The organism is Streptomyces sp. NBC_01306 (assembly GCF_026340465.1).
Lineage (GTDB): Bacteria > Actinomycetota > Actinomycetes > Streptomycetales > Streptomycetaceae > Streptomyces.
In genome coordinates, this window is sequence record NZ_JAPEPC010000002.1 from 329453 (window position 1) to 348174 (window position 18722).

19 protein-coding genes are annotated in these 18722 nt (G+C 70.6%); 11 read left to right on the forward strand and 8 right to left on the reverse strand.

From position 1 onward, the window contains the following. Nucleotides 1–32 precede the first annotated feature (32 nt). On the forward strand, nt 33–605 hold the full coding sequence (locus OG385_RS34605; RefSeq protein WP_266861861.1) for a TetR/AcrR family transcriptional regulator: 573 nt from the start codon (nt 33–35) through the stop codon (nt 603–605). Here OG385_RS34605 and OG385_RS34610 read toward each other — a convergent pair. Both OG385_RS34610 and OG385_RS34615 read right to left on the reverse strand, forming a co-directional pair. After that, nucleotides 593–1561, reverse strand: coding sequence for a permease prefix domain 1-containing protein (locus tag OG385_RS34610; protein WP_266861863.1), 969 nt, complete (start codon nt 1559–1561; stop codon nt 593–595). The genes OG385_RS34605 and OG385_RS34610 overlap by 13 nt on opposite strands. Continuing rightward, nucleotides 1558–1911, reverse strand: coding sequence for a PadR family transcriptional regulator (locus OG385_RS34615; protein ID WP_266861864.1), 354 nt, complete (start codon nt 1909–1911; stop codon nt 1558–1560). Before OG385_RS34615 ends, OG385_RS34610 begins: the two co-directional genes overlap by 4 nt. Before the next feature lie 133 nt (nt 1912–2044). Here OG385_RS34615 and OG385_RS34620 point away from each other — a divergent pair, with 133 nt between their 5' ends. Continuing rightward, nucleotides 2045–2665, forward strand: a complete 621-nt coding sequence (locus OG385_RS34620) for an L-threonylcarbamoyladenylate synthase (RefSeq protein WP_266861865.1) — start codon at nt 2045–2047, stop codon at nt 2663–2665. Between the two features lie 46 nt (nt 2666–2711). Here OG385_RS34620 and bla read toward each other — a convergent pair whose 3' ends face one another. Then, complete coding sequence (gene bla, locus OG385_RS34625) at nt 2712–3632, reverse strand: class A beta-lactamase (protein WP_266861866.1); 921 nt, start codon at nt 3630–3632, stop codon at nt 2712–2714. Between the two features lie 134 nt (nt 3633–3766). Between bla and OG385_RS34630 the strand changes: the two genes are divergently transcribed. The 4 genes from OG385_RS34630 to OG385_RS34645 all read left to right on the forward strand — a co-directional run bounded on the left by OG385_RS34630 (nt 3767) and on the right by OG385_RS34645 (nt 8677). Next, nucleotides 3767–4678: a LysR family transcriptional regulator gene (locus OG385_RS34630; RefSeq protein ID WP_266861867.1), complete on the forward strand. Its 912-nt coding sequence runs from the start codon at nt 3767–3769 to the stop codon at nt 4676–4678. After that, entirely contained in the window at nt 4675–5589 is a 915-nt protein-coding gene (locus OG385_RS34635; protein WP_266861869.1) for a serine hydrolase, read from the forward strand. The genes OG385_RS34630 and OG385_RS34635 overlap by 4 nt, the downstream gene beginning before the upstream one ends. Before the next feature lie 242 nt (nt 5590–5831). After that, nucleotides 5832–7331, forward strand: coding sequence for an alpha-L-fucosidase (locus tag OG385_RS34640; protein ID WP_266861870.1), 1500 nt, complete (start codon nt 5832–5834; stop codon nt 7329–7331). After that, nucleotides 7328–8677: an SGNH/GDSL hydrolase family protein gene (locus OG385_RS34645; RefSeq protein WP_266861872.1), complete on the forward strand. Its 1350-nt coding sequence runs from the start codon at nt 7328–7330 to the stop codon at nt 8675–8677. The genes OG385_RS34640 and OG385_RS34645 overlap by 4 nt, the downstream gene beginning before the upstream one ends. A gap of 96 nt (nt 8678–8773) precedes the next feature. Here OG385_RS34645 and OG385_RS34650 read toward each other — a convergent pair whose 3' ends face one another. The 4 genes from OG385_RS34650 to OG385_RS34665 all read right to left on the reverse strand — a co-directional run bounded on the left by OG385_RS34650 (nt 8774) and on the right by OG385_RS34665 (nt 12967). Continuing rightward, the gene (locus OG385_RS34650; RefSeq protein WP_266861873.1) at nt 8774–10228 is read right to left on the reverse strand and encodes a sugar porter family MFS transporter; all 1455 of its coding nucleotides are present in this window, start codon (nt 10226–10228) and stop codon (nt 8774–8776) included. 251 nt (nt 10229–10479) lie between these two features. Continuing rightward, nucleotides 10480–11022: a DUF1707 domain-containing protein gene (locus tag OG385_RS34655; RefSeq protein ID WP_266861875.1), complete on the reverse strand. Its 543-nt coding sequence runs from the start codon at nt 11020–11022 to the stop codon at nt 10480–10482. Between the two features lie 47 nt (nt 11023–11069). Then, the gene (locus OG385_RS34660; RefSeq protein WP_266861876.1) at nt 11070–12038 is read right to left on the reverse strand and encodes a pyridoxal-phosphate dependent enzyme; all 969 of its coding nucleotides are present in this window, start codon (nt 12036–12038) and stop codon (nt 11070–11072) included. 134 nt (nt 12039–12172) lie between these two features. Next, on the reverse strand, nt 12173–12967 hold the full coding sequence (locus OG385_RS34665) for an SAM-dependent methyltransferase (RefSeq protein ID WP_266861878.1): 795 nt from the start codon (nt 12965–12967) through the stop codon (nt 12173–12175). A gap of 324 nt (nt 12968–13291) precedes the next feature. Here OG385_RS34665 and OG385_RS34670 point away from each other — a divergent pair, with 324 nt between their 5' ends. Further along, nucleotides 13292–13495 carry a hypothetical protein gene (locus OG385_RS34670; RefSeq protein ID WP_266861880.1) on the forward strand — a complete coding sequence of 68 codons (204 nt, stop codon included), beginning with the start codon at nt 13292–13294 and terminating at the stop codon, nt 13493–13495. 116 nt (nt 13496–13611) lie between these two features. Here the strand turns inward: OG385_RS34670 and OG385_RS34675 are convergent, their stop codons facing one another. Continuing rightward, complete coding sequence (locus OG385_RS34675) at nt 13612–14307, reverse strand: FadR/GntR family transcriptional regulator (protein ID WP_266861882.1); 696 nt, start codon at nt 14305–14307, stop codon at nt 13612–13614. A gap of 161 nt (nt 14308–14468) precedes the next feature. Between OG385_RS34675 and OG385_RS34680 the strand changes: the two genes are divergently transcribed. From OG385_RS34680 to OG385_RS34695, 4 genes are read left to right on the forward strand one after another with little or no spacing between them, the layout of a single operon-like run. Next, the gene (locus OG385_RS34680; protein ID WP_266861883.1) at nt 14469–15428 is read left to right on the forward strand and encodes a dihydrodipicolinate synthase family protein; all 960 of its coding nucleotides are present in this window, start codon (nt 14469–14471) and stop codon (nt 15426–15428) included. Next, nucleotides 15425–16384, forward strand: a complete 960-nt coding sequence (locus tag OG385_RS34685) for an ROK family protein (RefSeq protein ID WP_266861884.1) — start codon at nt 15425–15427, stop codon at nt 16382–16384. Before OG385_RS34680 ends, OG385_RS34685 begins: the two co-directional genes overlap by 4 nt. Then, on the forward strand, nt 16381–17091 hold the full coding sequence (locus OG385_RS34690) for an N-acetylmannosamine-6-phosphate 2-epimerase (RefSeq protein ID WP_266861885.1): 711 nt from the start codon (nt 16381–16383) through the stop codon (nt 17089–17091). Before OG385_RS34685 ends, OG385_RS34690 begins: the two co-directional genes overlap by 4 nt. A 59-nt stretch (nt 17092–17150) precedes the next feature. Continuing rightward, nucleotides 17151–18626 (forward strand): sialate:H+ symport family MFS transporter, encoded by a 1476-nt coding sequence (locus tag OG385_RS34695; RefSeq protein WP_266861887.1) that lies wholly within the window; start codon nt 17151–17153, stop codon nt 18624–18626. Nucleotides 18627–18722 lie beyond the last annotated feature (96 nt).

The following is an 18722-nucleotide window of genomic DNA, read 5'->3' on the forward strand; positions in this document are numbered from 1 at the left end:
TAACAGGAATACGGAGGATCCTCCGGTTAGCCATGACTGAATCCGACTCGAAGCCTCTGCGCGCGGACGCACACCGCAATCGGCAACATCTGCTGGAGGTCGCGCGCCGCTCGTTCTCGTCCGCCGGGGGCAAGGTGTCACTGGAGGCGATCGCCCGGGAGGCCGGAGTCGGCATCGGCACGCTCTACCGGCACTTCCCCACCCGTGAGGCGCTGGTCGAGGCGGTCTACCGCGCCGAGTTGAGCGGGCTGTGCGGCAGTACTGGTGAGCTGCTGGCCTCCCGGAGTTCAGACCGGGCACTGCGCGACTGGATGGACCGGTTCGCCGACTACGTGGCGACCAAGCGGGAGATGGCCGACGCCCTGCGCGCGGTGATCGCCTCGGGGGCCGTCACCAGCTCGCAGGCGCGCCACGACCTGTCGGCTGCCGTACGCATACTGCTCGACGCCGGGGCCGCCGACGGCACACTCCGGGAAGACGTACGCGCCGAGGACGTGGTCGCCGGCCTGGTCGGCATCTTCCTCGCCTGCGGGCGACCCGAAGAGCGCGACCAGGCCGGGCGGATGCTGGACCTGCTGCTGGACGGTCTGCGCTACGGCCGGTGAGCATCGGCGGGCCTGCGGCCGCGCCAGATGTCGGTGAGCCGGGCGACCACGACCAGAGCGGCGAAGAGGACACCCACCCAGGAGATCCAGCTGCCATGCGTGGTGAACTCCCCGTTGGTACCGGGGAGTTCGTGGTTCAGCACCCGCGCCTGCCAGAACAGCCAGGCGAGCGGTACGGCTCCGGCGAGCGTGAGCGCCGTGCCGATGACAGCGGTCACCGGGCTCCAGCGGCGCAGCCGTACCTCGACCGCCCGCAGTACGACGGCGAGCACGACGAGGGTCATGAACCAGGGGATCCAACCGCCCCACAGCGCCGGGTTGATGACAGGCACGGCCTTACCCGCACCGTCACTCACCGGGGAGACCCATCTCTGCACCAGAAGCAGCCCGATGACGAGCGCGGCCTTGCCCACGAGCCCGATCAGGTCCCGTCGGACGGTCTCCCGGCGCACCTGGACCGGCGCCAGCCGGTCGGGCGTCCACCCGGTGTCCGCCGCAGTCCCGGACTTGGCTCCCACGGCCCGGTCGACGGCCGCGAACAGGACGGTCACACAGACAAAGAGATAGACCGCCACGTTGACCGTGTCCCCGAGCGGCCGGAACAGCGTCACCCAGACGTTCTCCCCGCGGGCGCGGAAAACGATCGCGAGCACCACGTACACCGCGGGCAGCACCGCCAGAGCCACCCCGCGCAACGCCTGCCGGTACTCCGGGTACAGGTCGGGGCCGATGAGTGCGACGGGCCGGTGGACGTAACGCGCGGCGAGTCTCGCCGGGTTGCCCAGGTCGCTCAGTGCCGCGAACTCGGCCTCGTCCGGGGCCTGCCCGCGATCGACGCGGGCGTCGATGTCGTCGCCGATCGCGGCGCGCAGCTCCCGCTCGATGTCGCTCCGCTCCTTGTCCGGCACGCGTCGCGCGACACTGATGACATAGCGGTCGGTCAAGGTGGCGGTCACGGCTTTTCTCCTTTCGTGGTTTCCGGGTCGAGATGTGCCAGGGCCGTGCCGATCGCCTGCCACTCGTGCTGGAGGGCCTTCGCCAGGAGGACGCCGTCGCCGGTGGTCCGATAGATCTTCCGGGGCCGGGCCTGACTCGTGTCCCACTCGCTCAGCAGCAGTCCCTGACCCTCCAGTCGACGCAGTAGCGGATACAGCGTGTTGGCCGCCACCGGCACTCCCGCGCGTTCCAGCACATCCAGCAGCCGGTAGCCGTACTCGGGTTCTCGTAGTGCGAGCAGGCTCGCCAGCACCACGGAGCCGCGACGCAACTCCTGCCGGTGCGAGTCGAGCAACTCAGATTCAGTCACGACTGACACGGTACTGTGTGACACACACTATTGTCCATCGACGATGATGGATGACAGACAGCCCAACCATCACAACGAGTGACCCACCAGGGATGGGAAGCCTGCCGGACTGCCGACCGCGTAGGCTCGACGGATGGCGAAGTATTTTGACGTGCACCCGGACAATCCGCAGCGGCGCACCATCAGCACGGTGGCCGAAAGTCTCCGCTCCGGTGCGCTCGTCGCGTACCCGACGGACTCCTGTTACGCGCTGGGCTGCCAGCTGGGCAACCGTGACGGCATCAGCCGGATCCGTTCGATCCGGAACCTCGACGATCGCCACCACTTCACCCTCGTGTGCCAGGACTTCGCCCAGCTGGGGCAGTTCGTACACGTCGACAACGACGTGTTCCGCGCGATCAAGGCAGCGACCCCCGGCAGCTACACGTTCATCCTCCCGGCGACGAAGGAGGTACCGCGTCAGCTGCTGCATCCGAAGAAGAAGACGGTCGGTGTCCGGATTCCCGATCATGTCGTCGCTCAGGCGCTGGTCGCCGAGCTGGGTGAGCCGCTGCTCTCCAGCACCCTGCTGCTGCCCGACGAGGACGAGCCGATGACGCAGGGCTGGGAGATCAAGGAACGGCTCGACCATGTGCTGGACGCCGTGGTCGACTCGGGCGACTGCGGTACCGCGCCGACCACGGTCATCGACTTCTCCGGCGGTGAGCCCGAGATCGTACGCCGCGGGGCGGGCGACACCGCGCGGTTCGAGTAGCCACGGCGTTCAGGCGGTCACCAGGACCGCCAACACCGCTCCCCTGTCACGCAGTTGGCGTCAGCACCCCCGCCACCAGCGCGGCGGCCCTGGCCACCAGCGCGTCGTCCGCCGGCGCCTTCGGGTCGTGCTTGGTGGAGAGCACCGACAGCACCAGCGGCGGCCGCTTCGGCGGCCATACGACCCCCACGTCGTTGGTGACGCCGTAGTCCCCGGTCCCCGTCTTGTCCGCCAGGATCCAGTCGGCGGGCAGTCCGGCCCTGAAGCGTTCGCCGTCCGTGGTGTTCGCCGTCATCCAGCCGGTCAGCTTCTCGCGGTGACCGGGCGTCAGCACACAGCCGACGACGAGGCGGCCGATGGTGGACCCGATGGCGCCGGGGCTCGTGGTGTCCGTGACCCGCCACGGCTCCGCCGAGTTCAGCTCGGGCTCCCACCGGTCGAGCCGGGTCGTGGTGTCCCCGATGGAACGGCAGAAGCGGGTGACCGCCGTCGGGCCGCCGAGTTCGGCGAGCAGGAGGTTCACCGCGGTGTTGTCGCTCTGACCGAGAGCGGCGGCGCACAGCTCGGCGACGGTCATGCCGTTGGCGATGTTCTCCGGCTTTCCGGTGACCGGGGCGTTCCCCGACTTCTTGACGAGTGCCTCGGTGTACCGGATGCGCTTGGCCAGGAACTCGCCGTCGTGGTCGAGGTCGCGCAGGACGGCCCCGACGGCCGGGGCCTTGGACACCGAGCACACTGGGAAGCGTTCGCGGGCGCGGTACAGCACTGTCGCACCCGTGGCCATGTCACGGGCGAACACACCCAGCCGGGCCGAGTGCTCCCTTTCGAGCGCCTTCAGCCGACCGGAGATGTCGTCACCCGGCGATACGGCGTAGGCCCGGCCTGCGGGCGCCAGGGCGGCCAGGGCCGTACCGGCGCCGAGTGCCAGTACGGTCCGGCGGGACGGAGCGGATTCGGTGATGTGCACGGTGGCCTCGTTCCTTGTCGCGTCGTCAGGGAGATACGGGCCGCCGCACAGGGGGTACGCGGCGGCCCGGCTCCACACGGCACACAGTCAAGTCGGCCGCCCGGATCCATGTCGAATACACTCTCGACCTCAGGGTGATTCGAGATGGATATCTGCGCACGTCGGAGGGCACGTTGCTGACCGAACGGCATCTGGAGATCTTTGTCGCGCTCGCGGAGGAGGAGCACTTCGGCTCGGCCGCGCTGCGCGTGGGAATCACCCAGCCGCCACTGTCCCAGGGGCTGCGCCGGCTGGAGGCCCTGCTGGGCGTCCGGCTGTTCGACCGCGACCGGGGCGTCACGCTCACCGATGAGGGATCACTGCTGCTGCCGCACGCCCGCCGGGCGCTGATGGCGCTCACGGAACTCCGGGAGGCGGGAGCCCGCGAGCAGGCGGACGGCCGCCGGCTCAGGCTGGGTCTGACGCCCGAGGTACCGGCGAGAGTCGCGGCCGCGGTGGCGGCCGCGCCCGTCCGTGCCGGGGAGCGGAGCCGGATCGCCGTGACGACAGCGCCGACCGTCACGCTGCTGTCCGAGACCGCAGCGGGGCGGCTCGACCTCGCGGTGATCCGGCACCCGGCCGTACTCCACGGTCTGGCGGCGGACCGGGTGGTGCTCTTCCCCAGCTGGATCCTCTCGCCTGCGGACCAGCACGCCGGGACCAGGGGAACGGCCGGACGCCTGCCCGTCGCCGTGCGCCCGCGGGACGAAGCCCCCGCGGCGCACGACCTGTTCGTCGACACCCTGGCCAGCCGAGGGCGCCGGGTGGAGACCCTGGTGGTGTCCGACGAGCGCGCCGGGCTGGCGCTCGTCGCGGCGGGGCAGGCGGTGCTGGTCACGGCCGACGAGACACTGGCCGCCGACGGCGTCGAGCGCGTCAGGGCCACCGATCCGCCCCTGCCCCTGCGCCTGCGGGTCGTGTGGGACGCGCGGCGCCCGGACCGCGAATGGGCGGCGCACACAGCGCAGTTGGTGGTCGAGGCCTTGTCTTTGCAGGCGGCGAAATGAGCGCGTCCCGGCGCGAGAGCGGTGTACAGCGAACGATCCGCGGCCTGTTCGCCGACGCGGGGGTCCGCGGCTGGCTGCACGTGGCGGAGCTGCGGCGTCCGGCTGCGTACGTCGCGGTCGATCCCGACGAGGCGGTCCCCGTCGGCTCCGTCTACAAGATGCCGCTGATGGCCGCGTTCTGCCGGCTGGTGGACGCGGGGGCGGTCGACCCCTGCCTGCGGGTGACACTCGAACCGTCGGACCGGATGCCCGGCCCGACCGGCATCTCCGTCCTGCGGGACACGGTGTCCATGTCACTGCGGGACCTGGTCGCCCTGATGATGACCATCTCCGACAACACCGCAGCCGACGCGGTGCTGCACCGGGTCGGGACCGCGGCGGTCGACGAGCTGTGCCGGGACCTCGGCATGGAGGACACCACCGTGCACGGCGGGGTGGCCACCACGTTCGCGCAGCTGGTGACGGAGACCGGGGCCGGTTCGCTGCGCGACGCGATGGAGCGGATCTCGGACAACGACACAACGGTGCCGCCGGTCGTCTACGACCCCCTGTCCAAGGCATCCGCCACACCTGCGGACATGGCCCTGCTGCTGCGGGCCATCTGGACCGGCCGGGCGGCCTCCGCCGAGAGCTGTGCGTTCATGCGCGACGTCATGGGAAAGCAGCCGTGGACGCACCGGCTCGCTTCCGGATTCCCCTACGACGACGTGACCGTGTCGGGCAAGACCGGGACGTTCGGGTCGATGCGCCACGAAGCCGGAGTGGTCGAACTCGCCGACGGCAGCGCGTACACCGCCGTGGTGTTCACCCAGGCGGCCCGCGCCGACAGCACACTGCCGCGTGCCGACGCGGTCATCGGCGCGGCCGCCCGTACCGCGGTGGAGGAGCTGCGCGGTAACGAGGGCCTGTGACGGCCGCGGTACGACACTGATCTCCCGGCCCGATGTATCCGCCCCACGAAGGGCGAGAAGCGCAACTTTGGGCGTCGCAAGGCGTGTTGACATCCGATGTTTTTCCGCGCAGGGGGTTCCGCTCCCGCGAATGCACCTGCACTATGCCGGAAGCGGTTCAGAGACAGGAACGCCTGTCACACACATGACCGCACAGCCTTCTGACGCCTGCCCGGGGATCAGCCCCGAAGTGAGGATGACGGATGAGCAACAGGCAGTCATTACCCCGCAGAACGCTCCTCGCCGGCGCTGTCGGCGCCGGGGCGGCGGCCGCGCTGGGCGGCCGGGCAACCGCCGCCGCGCCCCGGATGTCCGGTGCGGCGGAGAACCGCTGCCCGGGCCCCTACGAACCCACGCCCGGGTCGCTCTCCCAGCACCCCACCGCACGCTGGTTCTCGGACGGCAAGTTCGGCATCTTCATCCACTGGGGTGTGTACGCGGTGCCCCACTGGGGCGACGACGCGTGGAGCAGCGAGTGGTACCTGTACGGCTTCAACGCCTTCGAGAAGGGCACGCTCCACGACCACCACCGCGCCACCTACGGGGCGGACTTCCCGTACGACGCGTTCATCCCGCGCTTCCGTGCCGAACGGTTCGACCCGCACGACTGGGTACGGCTCTTCGAGCGGGCCGGCGCACGCTACTTCGTGCTGACCTCCAAGCACCACGACGGCTTCCAGCTCTTCCCCAACAGGGCGTCGAACCGCAACTCGGTCGCCATGGGACCCAAGCGCGACCTGGTGGGCGAACTCTTCGGGGCCGCCCGGCACACACAGCTCAAACGCGGTCTCTACTACTCGCTCGGCGAGTTCTACAACCCGGCGCTCGGCACGCCGCCGCTCAATCCGTACACCCGCGAGCCCGTGCCGTACACCGGGTACAAGCCGGTCCGTGACTACGTCGCGGAGTACGAGCACGTCCATCTGCGCACCCTCATCGACCGCTACGACCCGGACGTCCTGTGGGGCGACGGCCAGGGCACGCACAACTTCGACGGCGGCGCGGGACATATCTTCCGGCCCCCGGAGTGGGACTGGCGCAGCGACGAGATCATGGCCGACTTCTACAACCACGCGGTGAACCGGGCGCGTCCCAAGGACGTCATCATGAACGACCGCTTCATCGCCTCGCACGCCGACTACCTGACGGTCGAGGGCGACAAGTCGTACACGCTGCAGACCGCCCCCTGGGAAGCCTGCGTGACGATGAGCAGGTCCTGGGGGTACATGGACCCCACTTCGAAGATCAAGACCAAGGAGAAGCTGGTCCAGCTTCTCGTGGACATCGTCGCCAAGAACGGCACTCTGCTGCTCAACATCGGTCCACGGGCCGACGGCACCATCGCCGACTGGCAGCGCGAACGCCTGCTGGCGATCGGTGCCTGGCTGGACGTCAACGGTGAGGCCGTCTACGGATCCACACCGTGGTCCCGCGCGGACGACGGCGAGCTGCGCTACACGGTCGGCTCCGACGGCGCGTTCCACATCGTGCCGCTGAGCTGGCCGGGCACCCGGCTCACGGTGCCGGCCGACCTTCCGGTGGCCGATGGCTCGGTGATCCGGCTGCTCGGTCACCGCGGCGGCCCCCTCGCCTGGCGGCGTACGGCCGACGCCGTCGAGATCGACCTGCCCGCGTCCGGACCGCCGGGAGCCGGGCCGGGCTATCCGGTCGTACTCAAGGTGCAGCGGGAGGGGACCCGATGACGAGGACGGCTCTGATACGGCGGTTGGGGAGGCTCCGCCTCAGGCGCTCCGCGGCTGCTGTCGCCGCGTTGCTGCTGATGGGGGTGGCGGTGGACGCGCGGGCAGCGGACGTGAGTTCACCCGGCCGCCCCGTACGGTCGGCGGCCGATGCGACGACCGTGCCGGCGCGGTCCGTACCCCCCGACACGCACCCGGCGCCGTGGGTGGGGGCCTGGACGACGGCCCTGACACCGCCCGGCAGCAGCGGGCAGTCGGCGGAGGGATTCACCGACCGGACCCTGCGGATGATCGTCCATCTGTCCGCAGGCGGCGATCAGTTCCGGCTGCGGTTCTCCAACGCGTACGGTGAACGCCCTCTGGACGTCGGTCCGGTGACGGTCGCGCGGCGCGCGAAGGACGCGGCGGTCGTGCCCGGAACCCTGCGCCGTGCCACCTTCCTCCATGAGCCGTCCACCACGGTGCCCGTGGGGGCGGAAGCGGTCACGGATCCGGTCCGGCTGTCCGTAAGGGCGGATACGGACCTGGTGGTCAGCTTCCGGCTGCCGACCACCACGGGTCCCACGACATGGCATCCGTGGGCGAGTCAGACCAGCTACATCTCGACCTCCGGCGACCACACGGCGGACGCGAGCGGGGCGGCCTTCCCGGAACGGACCACGTCGTGGTTCTTCCTGCGGGCGGTGGATGTCGCGGGAGCCCGGGCGGCAGGGACGGTCGTCGCCTTCGGGGACTCGATCACCGAGGGCGGGGCGACGACCACCGACGCGAACCAGCGCTGGCCTGACGTACTCGCCCGGCGGCTGGCCCAACTGCCGCCGTCCCGGCGCCTTTCGGTGGTCAATGCCGGGATCGGCGGCAACCGGCTGCTGACCGACGCGGGACCGACCGGCGCGGGCGCCAACAACCTGGGGCGCAGCGCCGAGTCCCGCTTCGACCGGGACGCCCTCACCCTCCCGGCGGTGCGCGATGTGATCGTCTCGCTGGGCAATAACGACCTCGGCAGCAACGCCGGTGTGCACCCCGGCGAGCCGCTGACCGCATCGCAGCTCATCGCGGGGTTCGGCCGGCTGGCCGCTCGGGCCCGGGCCGCGGGCGCGCGGGTGCATCTGGCCACGATCACGCCCAACGGCAAGCTCGACGCGCGTGCGGAGAGGATCCGCACCGAGGTCAACCAGTGGATCCGGAGCGGCGACGCCGACGGGTCCGTCATCGACTTCGACGCCGCCGTACGCGATCCGGCCGACCCGCACCGCCTGCTGCCGGCCTACAACAGCGGCGACACGGTGCACCCCAACGATGCCGGGCTCCGCGCGATGGCGGAGTGCGTGCGGCTGTCCACGCTGTGAGAGCAGCCCACTGACCCGAACTCACCTGATCCCGCTCTGACAGGTATCGGCGCCCGGCTGCCGGCCGGGCGCCGATATCGCAGTGCCGGACAGCCCCTAGGCCGACGGTGCCCGCGCGGCCGGCGGGCGCTGGTACGTCTCGCCGGTCATCGACTCCAGTTCCCGCTGCTTCGTCTCCGGGACCTTGCCGCGTACGAAGAAGAACGAGGCCAGGGCGAAGAAGGCGAACGTGCCGTACAGCCAGGAGAGGCCGACCTGGCGGGTCATCGGCTCGAAAGCGAAGGTGACGATGAAGTTGAAGACCCAGTTCGACGCCGTGCCGATGGCCAGTGCCATCGCGCGCATCCGGTTCGGGAACATCTCGGCCAGCATGATCCACAGGATCGGGCCCCACGAGAGCGCGAAGAAGACGACAAAGGCGTTCGCACCCACCAGCGCCAGCGGCCCGTAGGGGCTGGGCAGCGACACATGGGCTCCGCTGCCGTGCTGCTGGGAGAAGGCCACCGCGGTGAGCAGCAGCGACAGGAACATGCCGAGCGAGCCGATGGTGAGCAGCCGGCGGCGGCCGACCCGGTCCACGAAGAGCATGGCGACCACGGTCATCACCACATTGATCCCCGCGGTGATCACCGAGGTGGTGAACGAGCTGGACTCGCTGAATCCGACCGACTTCCAGAGAGTGGTCGAGTAGTAGAAGATCGCGTTGATCCCGACCAGTTGCTGGAACGCGGCCATGATGATGCCGACCCAGACCAGCGGGTGCAGGCCGAACCGCTTGCCGCGGATGTCGGCGAACGTACTGCGGTGCTCCTTGTCCAGGGTCTCCCGGATCTCCTCGACCTTGCCCTCGGGGTCGCTCTCACCGGTCACCCGCTGGAGCACTCCGGCCGCCTTGCCGTACTCGCCCTTCAGTACCAGGTAGCGGGGCGATTCCGGGATCAGCATGGCCAGCAGGCCGTACACCAGTGCCGGGATGACACCGACCAGGAACATCCAGCGCCAGGCCGCCATGCCGAACCACAGGTTCTGCGAGGCGCCGCCCGCGGCGCCGGCCAGGCCCTTGTTGGAGCTGAGCACCACCAGCTGGCCGACGGTGATCGCCAGCTGCTGCAGGGACCCCAGAGCGCCGCGCCCCTTCGCGGGCGCCACCTCGGAGATGTACGCCGGTGCGATCACGGAGGCGACGCCGATGGCCAGCCCGCCGACCACCCGCCACACCATGAGGTCGGCCACGGAGAAGGCGGTGGCCGACCCCACGGAGCTGATGATGAACATCACCGCGCCCAGCACCATCACACGCCGGCGTCCCCAGCTGTCCGCCAGCCGCCCCGCGTACCAGGCACCTACCGCGCAGCCCAGCAGAGCGATGGAGACGACAAAGCCGGAGAGGAACGTGCCGAGATGGAAATGTGAACCCAGTGCGTCGACCGCGCCGTTGATGACGGACGAGTCGAAGCCGAAAAGAAAACCGCCGACCGCGGCGGCAATGGAGATGCCTACAGCTTTACCGCCACGTTGGGGTGCGTCTGTGAGGGGAGCCGTCTCCGCCATGAACACAATCACCTGACTGACATCGTTGTCTACTGCCGCTTCACTGTGCGTGAATGCGCCCTTTACTTCGGTGTACGCGACACCGTGCGACACCTTTACGGCGACGCGACACCTTTACGGCGCTCGCGTACCCACGCAGAAACGCGGCAGTCCCCCGGAAACCTGTGAGGTCGGTCAAGCCCTGGAGGTGAGCGGAGAAGCGGACCGCGCATGAGACGGCGAGCCGTGGCGTACGGTCGCCGGACCCGCGGTCAGCGTCGGCGGTGCGTGATCTTCAGCCGGCCGTACCCCATGGCACCGGAGATCCGGATGTGCGGACCGCCCGTGGCGGCACGCCGCGGGGCCCGGTGGACGGGCTGTTTCCAGTCGGCGCGGAGTCCCTCGTAGTCGACCGTGGCGTCGTGCGGCAGCACGATACGGGCCCGGCCGCTGCCGAGCCGCAACTCGATGTCGACCACCGGGTACTCGATCACTGCCCGCGACAGGTCGAGCTCGACCTTGCCGAAGGCCGACTCGACCCTGAGAGTACGGGGCACCCGCCAGCCACGACCGCGCTCGATCCGCCCGCCGACGGCCTCGATCTCGACGGTGCTGTCCGCGGCTCCGGAGGGCAGAGCGGCCAGGGCGGGCACCAAGTCGCCCTGTGTTCTGGCGGTCAGCGCCGTCTGGAGGCGTTCATCCATCTCCTCCGACGAGAGGTGCCCCTCGGAGAAAGCCTCCTGGAGGCGCTCGACGGCTGCGTCACGGTCGCCGTCCGAAATCAGTGACGTCAGGTCTTCCGGCAGTAGGGCCACGCGGTCACTTTAACGCTGACCGCCCTGTCGCCCCAGGCCCGGGGCGGTCAGTTCCCGCAGAGTTCGGCGAACCGGCCGGCGCCGATGTTGCCGCCCGAAATGATCACCCCGACGCGCTGCGGGAGCCGGTCGACGCGGCCCGCCAGCAGAGCGGCAAGCCCGGTGGCGCCACTGGGCTCGATGACGATCTTCAGGCGTTCGAACGCGAACCGCATGGCGTCACGGATCTGGTCGTCGGTCACCAGGTCGATGCCGTCGACCAGCCGCTGATTGACGGAGAAGGTCAACTCGCCGGGGATGTCTGCCGCCTGGCCGTCGGCGATGGTGCGCGGAACGGGGATGGACACCCGCCTGCCGGCCTCCAGGGACCTCTTCGTGTCGTCCCCGGCCTCCGGTTCCACTCCGATCACCCGGATACGGTCCCGCAGGCCCTTGGCGACGGTCGCACTGCCCGCCATCAGCCCACCGCCGCCGACCGGCACCACCAGGGCGTCGAGATCGCCCGCTTCCTCAATCAGTTCGAGTGCGGCGGTGCCCTGTCCCGCGATGACGTGCGGGTGCTCGTACGGAGGGATGAGCGCGAGGCCGCGGTCGGCGGCCAGTGCCTCACCGATGGCGACGCGGTCGCCGGTGTAACGGTCGTAGGTGACGACCTCGGCGCCGTAGCCGGCGGTGGCGTCCAGCTTCGACTGCGGGGTGTCCTCCGGCATCAGGATCACCGCGGTGGTGCCCAACTCCTTCGCGGCGAGGGCGACGGCCTGCGCGTGGTTGCCCGAGGAGTACGCGGCGATGCCCTTGGCCACCTGCTCCGGCGACAGCCGGGAGGCCGCGTTGTAGGCGCCACGGAACTTGAAGGCGCCGATCCGCTGGAAGTTCTCGCACTTGAGGTGCACCTCCGCGCCGACGAGCCGGTCCAGGGTGCGTGAGCGCAGCACGGGGGTGCGGTGGGCCACGCCCTTGATCTGCGCGGCGGCGTCGCGGACGTCGTCGAGGGTGACCGGCAGTGCGTTCGTCATGCGGGGGCTCCATCGGGGCTCGCGGGGATCAGGTGGCCCGTCAGGTATGGCCGGCGCCCCGCCGGGAATCCGGACGAACGGTCTGGACGATCAGTCTAAGAGGCGGACGGAACGTCCGGACGCCGGGTCCGGGGTCAGGGCTTACGGGCCACTCCCGCGTACATGTTCGTCCCGTTCTCCGGCGGGACCACACCGTCGGCCGGCCGCCAGGACGTCATCGGCACCACGCCCGGCTCGGCCAGGTCGAGCCCGGTGAACAGGGCCTCCACCTCGGCCCGGGTGCGCAGATACATGGGGATGCCCCGCTCGGTGTATTCGCGCGCCAGTGCCGCGGATTCGGGTGCGAGGTCCCCGGTGGCGAGGGTGAGCGCCAGGTAACTGCCCGGCGCCAGCGATTCCATCAGCGTCTCGATGAGACCCTGTGCGTCCTTCACGAACTGCAGCATGGCGATCACCGTGAGGCCGACCGGCTGGTCCAGATCGAGCGTCTCACGCAGGGCGGGGTCGGCGAGGAGCGTGTCCGGGACGGTCATGTCCGCCTGGATATAGGCGGTCCGGCCCTCCGGGGTGCTGCGCATCAGCGCGTCGGCGTGCGCGAGGACGATCGGGTCGTTGTCCACGTAGACGATCCGCGCCTCCGGGGTCTGCCGCTGGACGACCTGGTGCAGATTGGGTTCCGTCGGGATGCCCGTACCGATGTCCAGGAACTGGCGTATCCCGGCCTCCGCGGCCAGCCAGTGGGCCATCCGCCGCATGGTCGCCCGGTTCGCCAGCATGCTCGTCCGCAGCCCTGGCCAGGCACGGAGCGACGCTTCGGCAGCCACCCGGTCCACTTCGTAGTGGTCCTTGCCGCCCAGGATGTAGTCGTACACCCGCGCAGAGTTCGCCCGGTTGCCCCGCATGTCCGCCCGGCCGTTCCGCTCGCCCATCCTCTACCGCCCTTTTCGCTTGTCGGTGCTGCGCCCGGTGTCCGGAGAGCATAGACGCCGCAATCTCCGAATGATCTCGCCTCGTCGGACCCATCGCCCTTGGGGCCGAACGGAGTTGGGCCCTCCCCCGGCGTACGAGCGCCACGGTCCGGACGGGTACAGGTCGGCTCGGCCCGCTGGCGGCCCCAGGCACGCGACCGTACGGATTCCCCTGGATCCGAACCGCAGTTGGTTGCCCGACCGAGGGGAGAATCGGTACATTTTGCGCATTCAGGGTGGGGCGAACCTATAATTGCTGCAAAGGTCACTACGGAAGGACTTCCGATGACTGAGTTGCAGGACAAGGCTGAGTTGCAGGACAAGGAGTTCTACGCCAGTGACAGGCCCGCGCATCCGGTGCTCCCGGAGGACCGGCCGCGCGGCGGCGGTCCGAGGGCGCCGATGAAGCACCGGGGACCCTGGGTCGGCGCGGCCATCGTCGTCGGCATCATTGTCTTGATCATGGTGGGAGTGGCGCTCTTCCCGTGAGGCCTGCCGCACGACGATGAGCACAGTACGGCCCACCCTGGCGGGCCGTACTGTGCTCATGCGCAATCGCAACCGCCTCCCCTCCCGGACTCGCGTCCAGCAGGCCATCGCGCACCTCACCCCGCCTCGCCGGGCGCGAGCCGCTCCCTGATGCCGTCGAAGTGGGTACGCATCGCGGTGCGGGCCCGCGTGCCGTCGCCCGCCGCGACCGCGTCGACGATCTCCCGGTGCTGGGCGACCGTGGCGGCCGGGTCCTGGTGGCCGTCACCCGTGTCGCCCCGCACCTGGTCGAGGGCGGCCCAGAACGCGTCGAGCACTTCGCTGAGCAGGTGGTTGCCGAGGGACCGGTACAGCACCAGATGGAAGGCGCGGTCCGTACTGCGGGCGATACGCCCCCGCGCGGCCTCCCCCTCCATCTCCGCCACGATCCCCCGCAGCACCGCGAGGTCCTCGCCGGGCACCGACGCCGCGACGCTGTCGATCAGTCCGGCCTCCAACGCCTCGCGCACCCGCATGAGTTCGTAGAGGCTCGCCTCGCCGTTGCGGTGGCGTACCGCCGCACGGAACGCGAGGCCCTCCACCAGCGGGGCCAGGGAGAGCGAGCCCACGAAGGTGCCGGAACCGCGGCGGATCTCCACGACCTGCAGGGCCTGCAGCGCCTTGAGCGCCTCCCGGACCGTGACCCGGCCGACCCCGAAGAGTCCGGTCAGTTCGGTCTCCGTGGGCAGCGGGCCGCCGGGCGAAAGGCCGCGGTCCAGGATCAGCCGGCGGATACGGGCCTGGACGTCGTCGGACGCCGTACTGCGGACCACTGAGGCTCCTTCCGGGGCCCGCTCCCGGGCCTGAAGTGTGACCGGGGTCACTTTGACGATTCGCACCCCGTGGGGACTATTCTAACCGCAAGACATAGGACATCTGATGTCTCATGTCGTGGAGAGAATCTCCAGCCCTCACTTGCACCAGGAGTAACCCCATGGCCCTGACCGCCCCCCTTCGCGGGGTCGTACCGCCCGTCTGCACCCCGCTCGACGCCACCGGGGAGATCGACACCGATTCGCTCTCCCGCCTGGTCGAGCACCTCATCGGCGGAGGTGTGCACGGTCTGTTCGCGCTGGGGTCGACCAGCGAGGTCGCCTATCTCACCGACGCTCAGCGCGCGACGGTCCTGGAGACCGTGGTCCGCACGACCGCCGGCCGGGTCCCGGTGCTCGCCGGTGTCATCGACACCACCACCGCCCGGGTGATCGACCACGCACGGGTCGCGGCCCGGCTGGGCGCGGACGCGCTGGTCGCCACGGCGCCCTTCTACACCCGCACCCACCCCAAGGAGATCGCCGGCCACTTCCGGCGCATCCGGGCGAGCGTCGACCTGCCGCTGTTCGCGTACGACCTTCCGGTCTCGGTGCACAGCAAGCTCTCCGCGCCCCTCGTGCGCGAACTCGCCGAGGACGGCACGCTGGCCGGGCTCAAGGACAGCAGCGGCGACGAGGGCGGGCTGCGCCGTCTGCTCGTCGAACTCGGCGGCCGGGACGGCCGGAGCCAGGGCCCCGTCCCCCGCTTCAGCATCCTCACGGGCTCCGAACTCACCGTCGACGCAGCGCTGCTGGCCGGCGCCGACGGTGTCGTACCCGGCATCGGCAATGTCGACCCCGCGGCCTATGTGCGGCTGTACGAGGCCGCACGCGCCGGCGACTGGACGCTGGCCGCCAAGGAACAGGAGCGGCTCGTCTCGCTCTTCGACATCGTGGACGTGGGCCCCGATGCCGACATGGGGCGCAGCTCCTCGGCGCTCGGCTCCTTCAAGGGCGCACTGCGGCTCCTCGGTGTCATCGCGTGCGGCGACACCGCGTTCCCGCAGATCCAGCTCGACGCCGAATCCGTCGCGCTCATCGCCGCGCGGCTGCGCGCGGCCGGACTGACCCCTCCCCGATGACGACACGGACGACCCACCGCGGTCCACGTCCGGCGGCGGGTCCCGTCATCGGGCTCGACCTGGGCGGCACGAAGATCGCTGCCGCCCTGGTCGGGCCGGACGGGGCGGTGCTCGCCCGGCACACCCTGGCGACTCCGTCGACCGCCGGCGCCGACGCCGTGCTCGACGCGCTGCGCGACGCCGCCCGCGCCGTCGACCGCGGTGCGGTGGCGGTCGGTGTCGCCGCGGCCGGTGTGGTGGACCCGCGTTCGGGCACCATCACCAGCGCGACGGACTCGATCCGCGGATGGGCGGGCACCGCGCTGGGCTCCGGCCTCGCGGACCGCACCGCCCTTCCGGTCGCCTGTGACAACGACGTACGCGCCGCCGCGGGACCCGAACTCACCGCGATCGGCGGCGAGTCCGCCTCCCTGCTGTTCGCGGCCGTCGGGACCGGGGTCGGCGGCGCGCTCGCCTGCGACGGGCGGATGCTGCACGGTTCCGCGGGCATCGCGGGCCATCTCGGGCATCTGCCGAGTCCCGAAGCGGCCGGGCTCGACTGCACCTGCGGTGGCGCCGGGCACCTTGAGGCGGTCGCATCCGGGCCCGGCATCACCGCCCTGTACGAGCGGCTCACCGGACGGACCGCCGACCGGCTCCAGTCCGTGGCCGAGCGGGCCGCGGCGGGTGACAGCGGCGCCGTACGGGCCATCACCACCGGCGCGCGGGCCATGGGCCGTGCGCTCGGCGGCCTCGCCAACACGCTGGGCCCCGACCGGGTCGTCGTCGGCGGCGGCGTACCGGGAATCGGCCCGCTGTACTGGGACGCCCTCACGGCCTCCTTCGCGGGCGAGCTGATGCCGCCGCTGCGCCGGCTGCGCCCCGAGGCGCCGCTGTACGGCGCCGACGCCGCCGTACTGGGCGCCGCCGCTCTGACCAACACCGTCCCCCTGCACAGACCGGGAGCCCTCCTGTGACCACACCGTCCCGTACGCAGCCCCGTACGCCGTCCTCAGCGCTGGCCGGCGCGCTGCGGGGCCGGCTCATCGTGTCCTGCCAGGCACCTCCCGGCGACCCGATGAGGGAGACCGGCACCCTGGTCCGGCTGGCCAGGTCCGCGGCGGCGGGCGGCGCGGCAGCCGTACGTGCCAACGAGCCCGAAGTGGTGGCGGCGATCCGGGAATCCGTGGACCTCCCGCTGATCGGCCTGTGGAAGGACGGCGACACCGGTGTGTACATCACGCCGACCGTCCGGCACGCTCTGGCGCTCGTGGCGGCCGGGGCCGATGTGGTCGCCGCCGACGCCACCGCCCGGCCCCGCCCCGACGGCGGCACCTTCGCCGCTCTCGCCGAGGCGGTCCACGCGGCGGGCGCCCTGGTGATGGCCGACGTCTCCACCCTTGAGGAGGGCATCACCGCCGCCGCCGACGGCGCGGACCTGGTGTCGACCACCCTCTCCGGATATGTTCCCGGCTCACCGCAGCAGGACGGCCCCGACCTCGAACTGGTCGCCGCCCTCGCCGGTGCGGTGGACGTCCCCGTCGTGGCCGAGGGCCGTATCCGTAATCCGCACGAGGCCGCCGCAGCACTCGCGCACGGCGCCCACAGCGTCGTCGTCGGTACCGCCATCACCGCTCCCACCGCGCTGACCGCCGCGTTCGTCTCGGAACTCGCCCAGCGATAGCGCATCACCGCCTGCCGGCCGGCCTCAGCGCCGAGTCCGTCCGGCATTCTGGAGGCATCGTGCACAACAAGACCCAAGCCCCGCTCCCCTGGTACCGCGAGGTATCCCGCACCCAGTGGAAGTCGTTCTTCGCCGCCTGGATCGGCTATGTCCTGGACGGCTTCGACTTCGTGGTGATCACCCTGGTCCTCACCGAGATCAGCGCCGACTTCCATCTGAGCACGGTGCAGGCCGCCAGCCTGGTGTCCGCCGCGTTCATCACCCGCTGGCTCGGCGGGGCCGTACTCGGCGCCCTGGGCGACCGCTACGGGCGCAAGCTGTCGATGATCGTGAGCATCCTGCTCTACTCGCTGGGCACCTTCGCCTGCGGTCTGTCGTGGGACTACACCAGCCTGTTCGTCGCGCGCCTGGCGATCGGCATGGGCATGGCCGGTGAGTACAGCGCGAGCGCCACGTATGCCATGGAGAGCTGGCCCGCGCGGCTGCGCAACCGGGCGAGCGGCTTCCTGATCTCCGGCTTCTCCGTGGGTTCGGTGCTGGCCGCCCAGGCGTACAAGTGGATCGTCCCGGCGCTGGGCTGGCGCTGGATGTTCTACATCGGCCTGGTGCCGATCGTGGTCGCCCTGTGGCTGCGACGCGCCCTGCCCGAGGCCCCCGAGTGGAGCGAGTCGGTCAAGGAGCGGACCGCCAGGCCCAATCCCTTCCGCCCGCTCTTCGCCACGCCGGTCCTGGCCACGGTCAACATGGTGCTGGTGGCCGTCGCGACCGTAGCCCTGTTCGCTGTCTTCACCCCGGCCGGTGCGGGGATGGTGCCCGTCCTCTCGGTCCTGGCGGGGATCAGCCTGCTCGTTCTCGCGGTGCAGCTGGGCGGCCGGCGCAGCTGGCTGCTGTACGTGTCCATGATCGTGACCGTCTTCTTCGCCTTCCTGTACACCTGGCCCATCCAGGCGCTGCTGCCGACGTATCTCAAGACCGACCTGGGTTACTCGCCGAGCCAGGTGAGCGACGCCCTGTTCTTCGCCGGGTTCGGCACGATGGCGGGCTGCTGGCTGGCCGGCTTCGTCGGCGACTGGATCGGTACGAAGAAGGCGTACGCGTTCACGCTGCTGGCCTCGATGGTCTTCGTGTTCCCGGTGTTCGCCGTGCACGACAACCTGCTGCTGCTCGGCGTCCTGCTGTTCGTGCTGCAAGCCCTGAGTTTCGGTATCTCCGGGCTGCTGCCGCGCTACATCGGCGGCCACTTCCCGACCGAGGGCCGCGCCGCCGCGCTCGGTTTCACCTACAACGTCGGCGCGCTCGGCGGTGCGGTGGCTCCGGTCCTGGGCGCGCACCTGGCTTCGGGCATGCCGCTGGGCCGGGCCCTCGCCGTGCTGACCTTCGCGGGCACGGTCCTGGTCGTCCTGCTGGTCGGCTTCGATGTGCCGGCGCGGCTCAACCGGCTGACGGACCCGGACGGCATCCATGACCATCTGGCCGCCGATCTGCCCGCTGTGCCGTCCTCCGCGCTGCCGGTGCAGGAGCAGACCCGGGCCTGACACCCCCCGTACGCGGAACACCCCGGCGGGGCAGTCGTCGTCGACTGCCCCGCCGGGGTGCCGGCGGTCACCGGGACTGCGGCCCCGGTGTGCACG

What these genes read in the sequence shown, in the direction of transcription:
- OG385_RS34650 (WP_266861873.1), bottom strand. Translation starts at nt 10,228, where the DNA reads ATGGCGGAGACGGCTCCCCTCACAGACGCACCCCAACGTGGCGGTAAA.
- OG385_RS34640 (WP_266861870.1), top strand. Translation starts at nt 5,832, where the DNA reads ATGAGCAACAGGCAGTCATTACCCCGCAGAACGCTCCTCGCCGGCGCT.
- OG385_RS34665 (WP_266861878.1), bottom strand. Translation starts at nt 12,967, where the DNA reads ATGGGCGAGCGGAACGGCCGGGCGGACATGCGGGGCAACCGGGCGAAC.
- OG385_RS34685 (WP_266861884.1), top strand. Translation starts at nt 15,425, where the DNA reads ATGACGACACGGACGACCCACCGCGGTCCACGTCCGGCGGCGGGTCCC.
- OG385_RS34670 (WP_266861880.1), top strand. Translation starts at nt 13,292, where the DNA reads ATGACTGAGTTGCAGGACAAGGCTGAGTTGCAGGACAAGGAGTTCTAC.
- OG385_RS34645 (WP_266861872.1), top strand. Translation starts at nt 7,328, where the DNA reads ATGACGAGGACGGCTCTGATACGGCGGTTGGGGAGGCTCCGCCTCAGG.
- OG385_RS34660 (WP_266861876.1), bottom strand. Translation starts at nt 12,038, where the DNA reads ATGACGAACGCACTGCCGGTCACCCTCGACGACGTCCGCGACGCCGCC.
- OG385_RS34620 (WP_266861865.1), top strand. Translation starts at nt 2,045, where the DNA reads ATGGCGAAGTATTTTGACGTGCACCCGGACAATCCGCAGCGGCGCACC.
- OG385_RS34680 (WP_266861883.1), top strand. Translation starts at nt 14,469, where the DNA reads ATGGCCCTGACCGCCCCCCTTCGCGGGGTCGTACCGCCCGTCTGCACC.
- OG385_RS34635 (WP_266861869.1), top strand. Translation starts at nt 4,675, where the DNA reads ATGAGCGCGTCCCGGCGCGAGAGCGGTGTACAGCGAACGATCCGCGGC.
- OG385_RS34605 (WP_266861861.1), top strand. Translation starts at nt 33, where the DNA reads ATGACTGAATCCGACTCGAAGCCTCTGCGCGCGGACGCACACCGCAAT.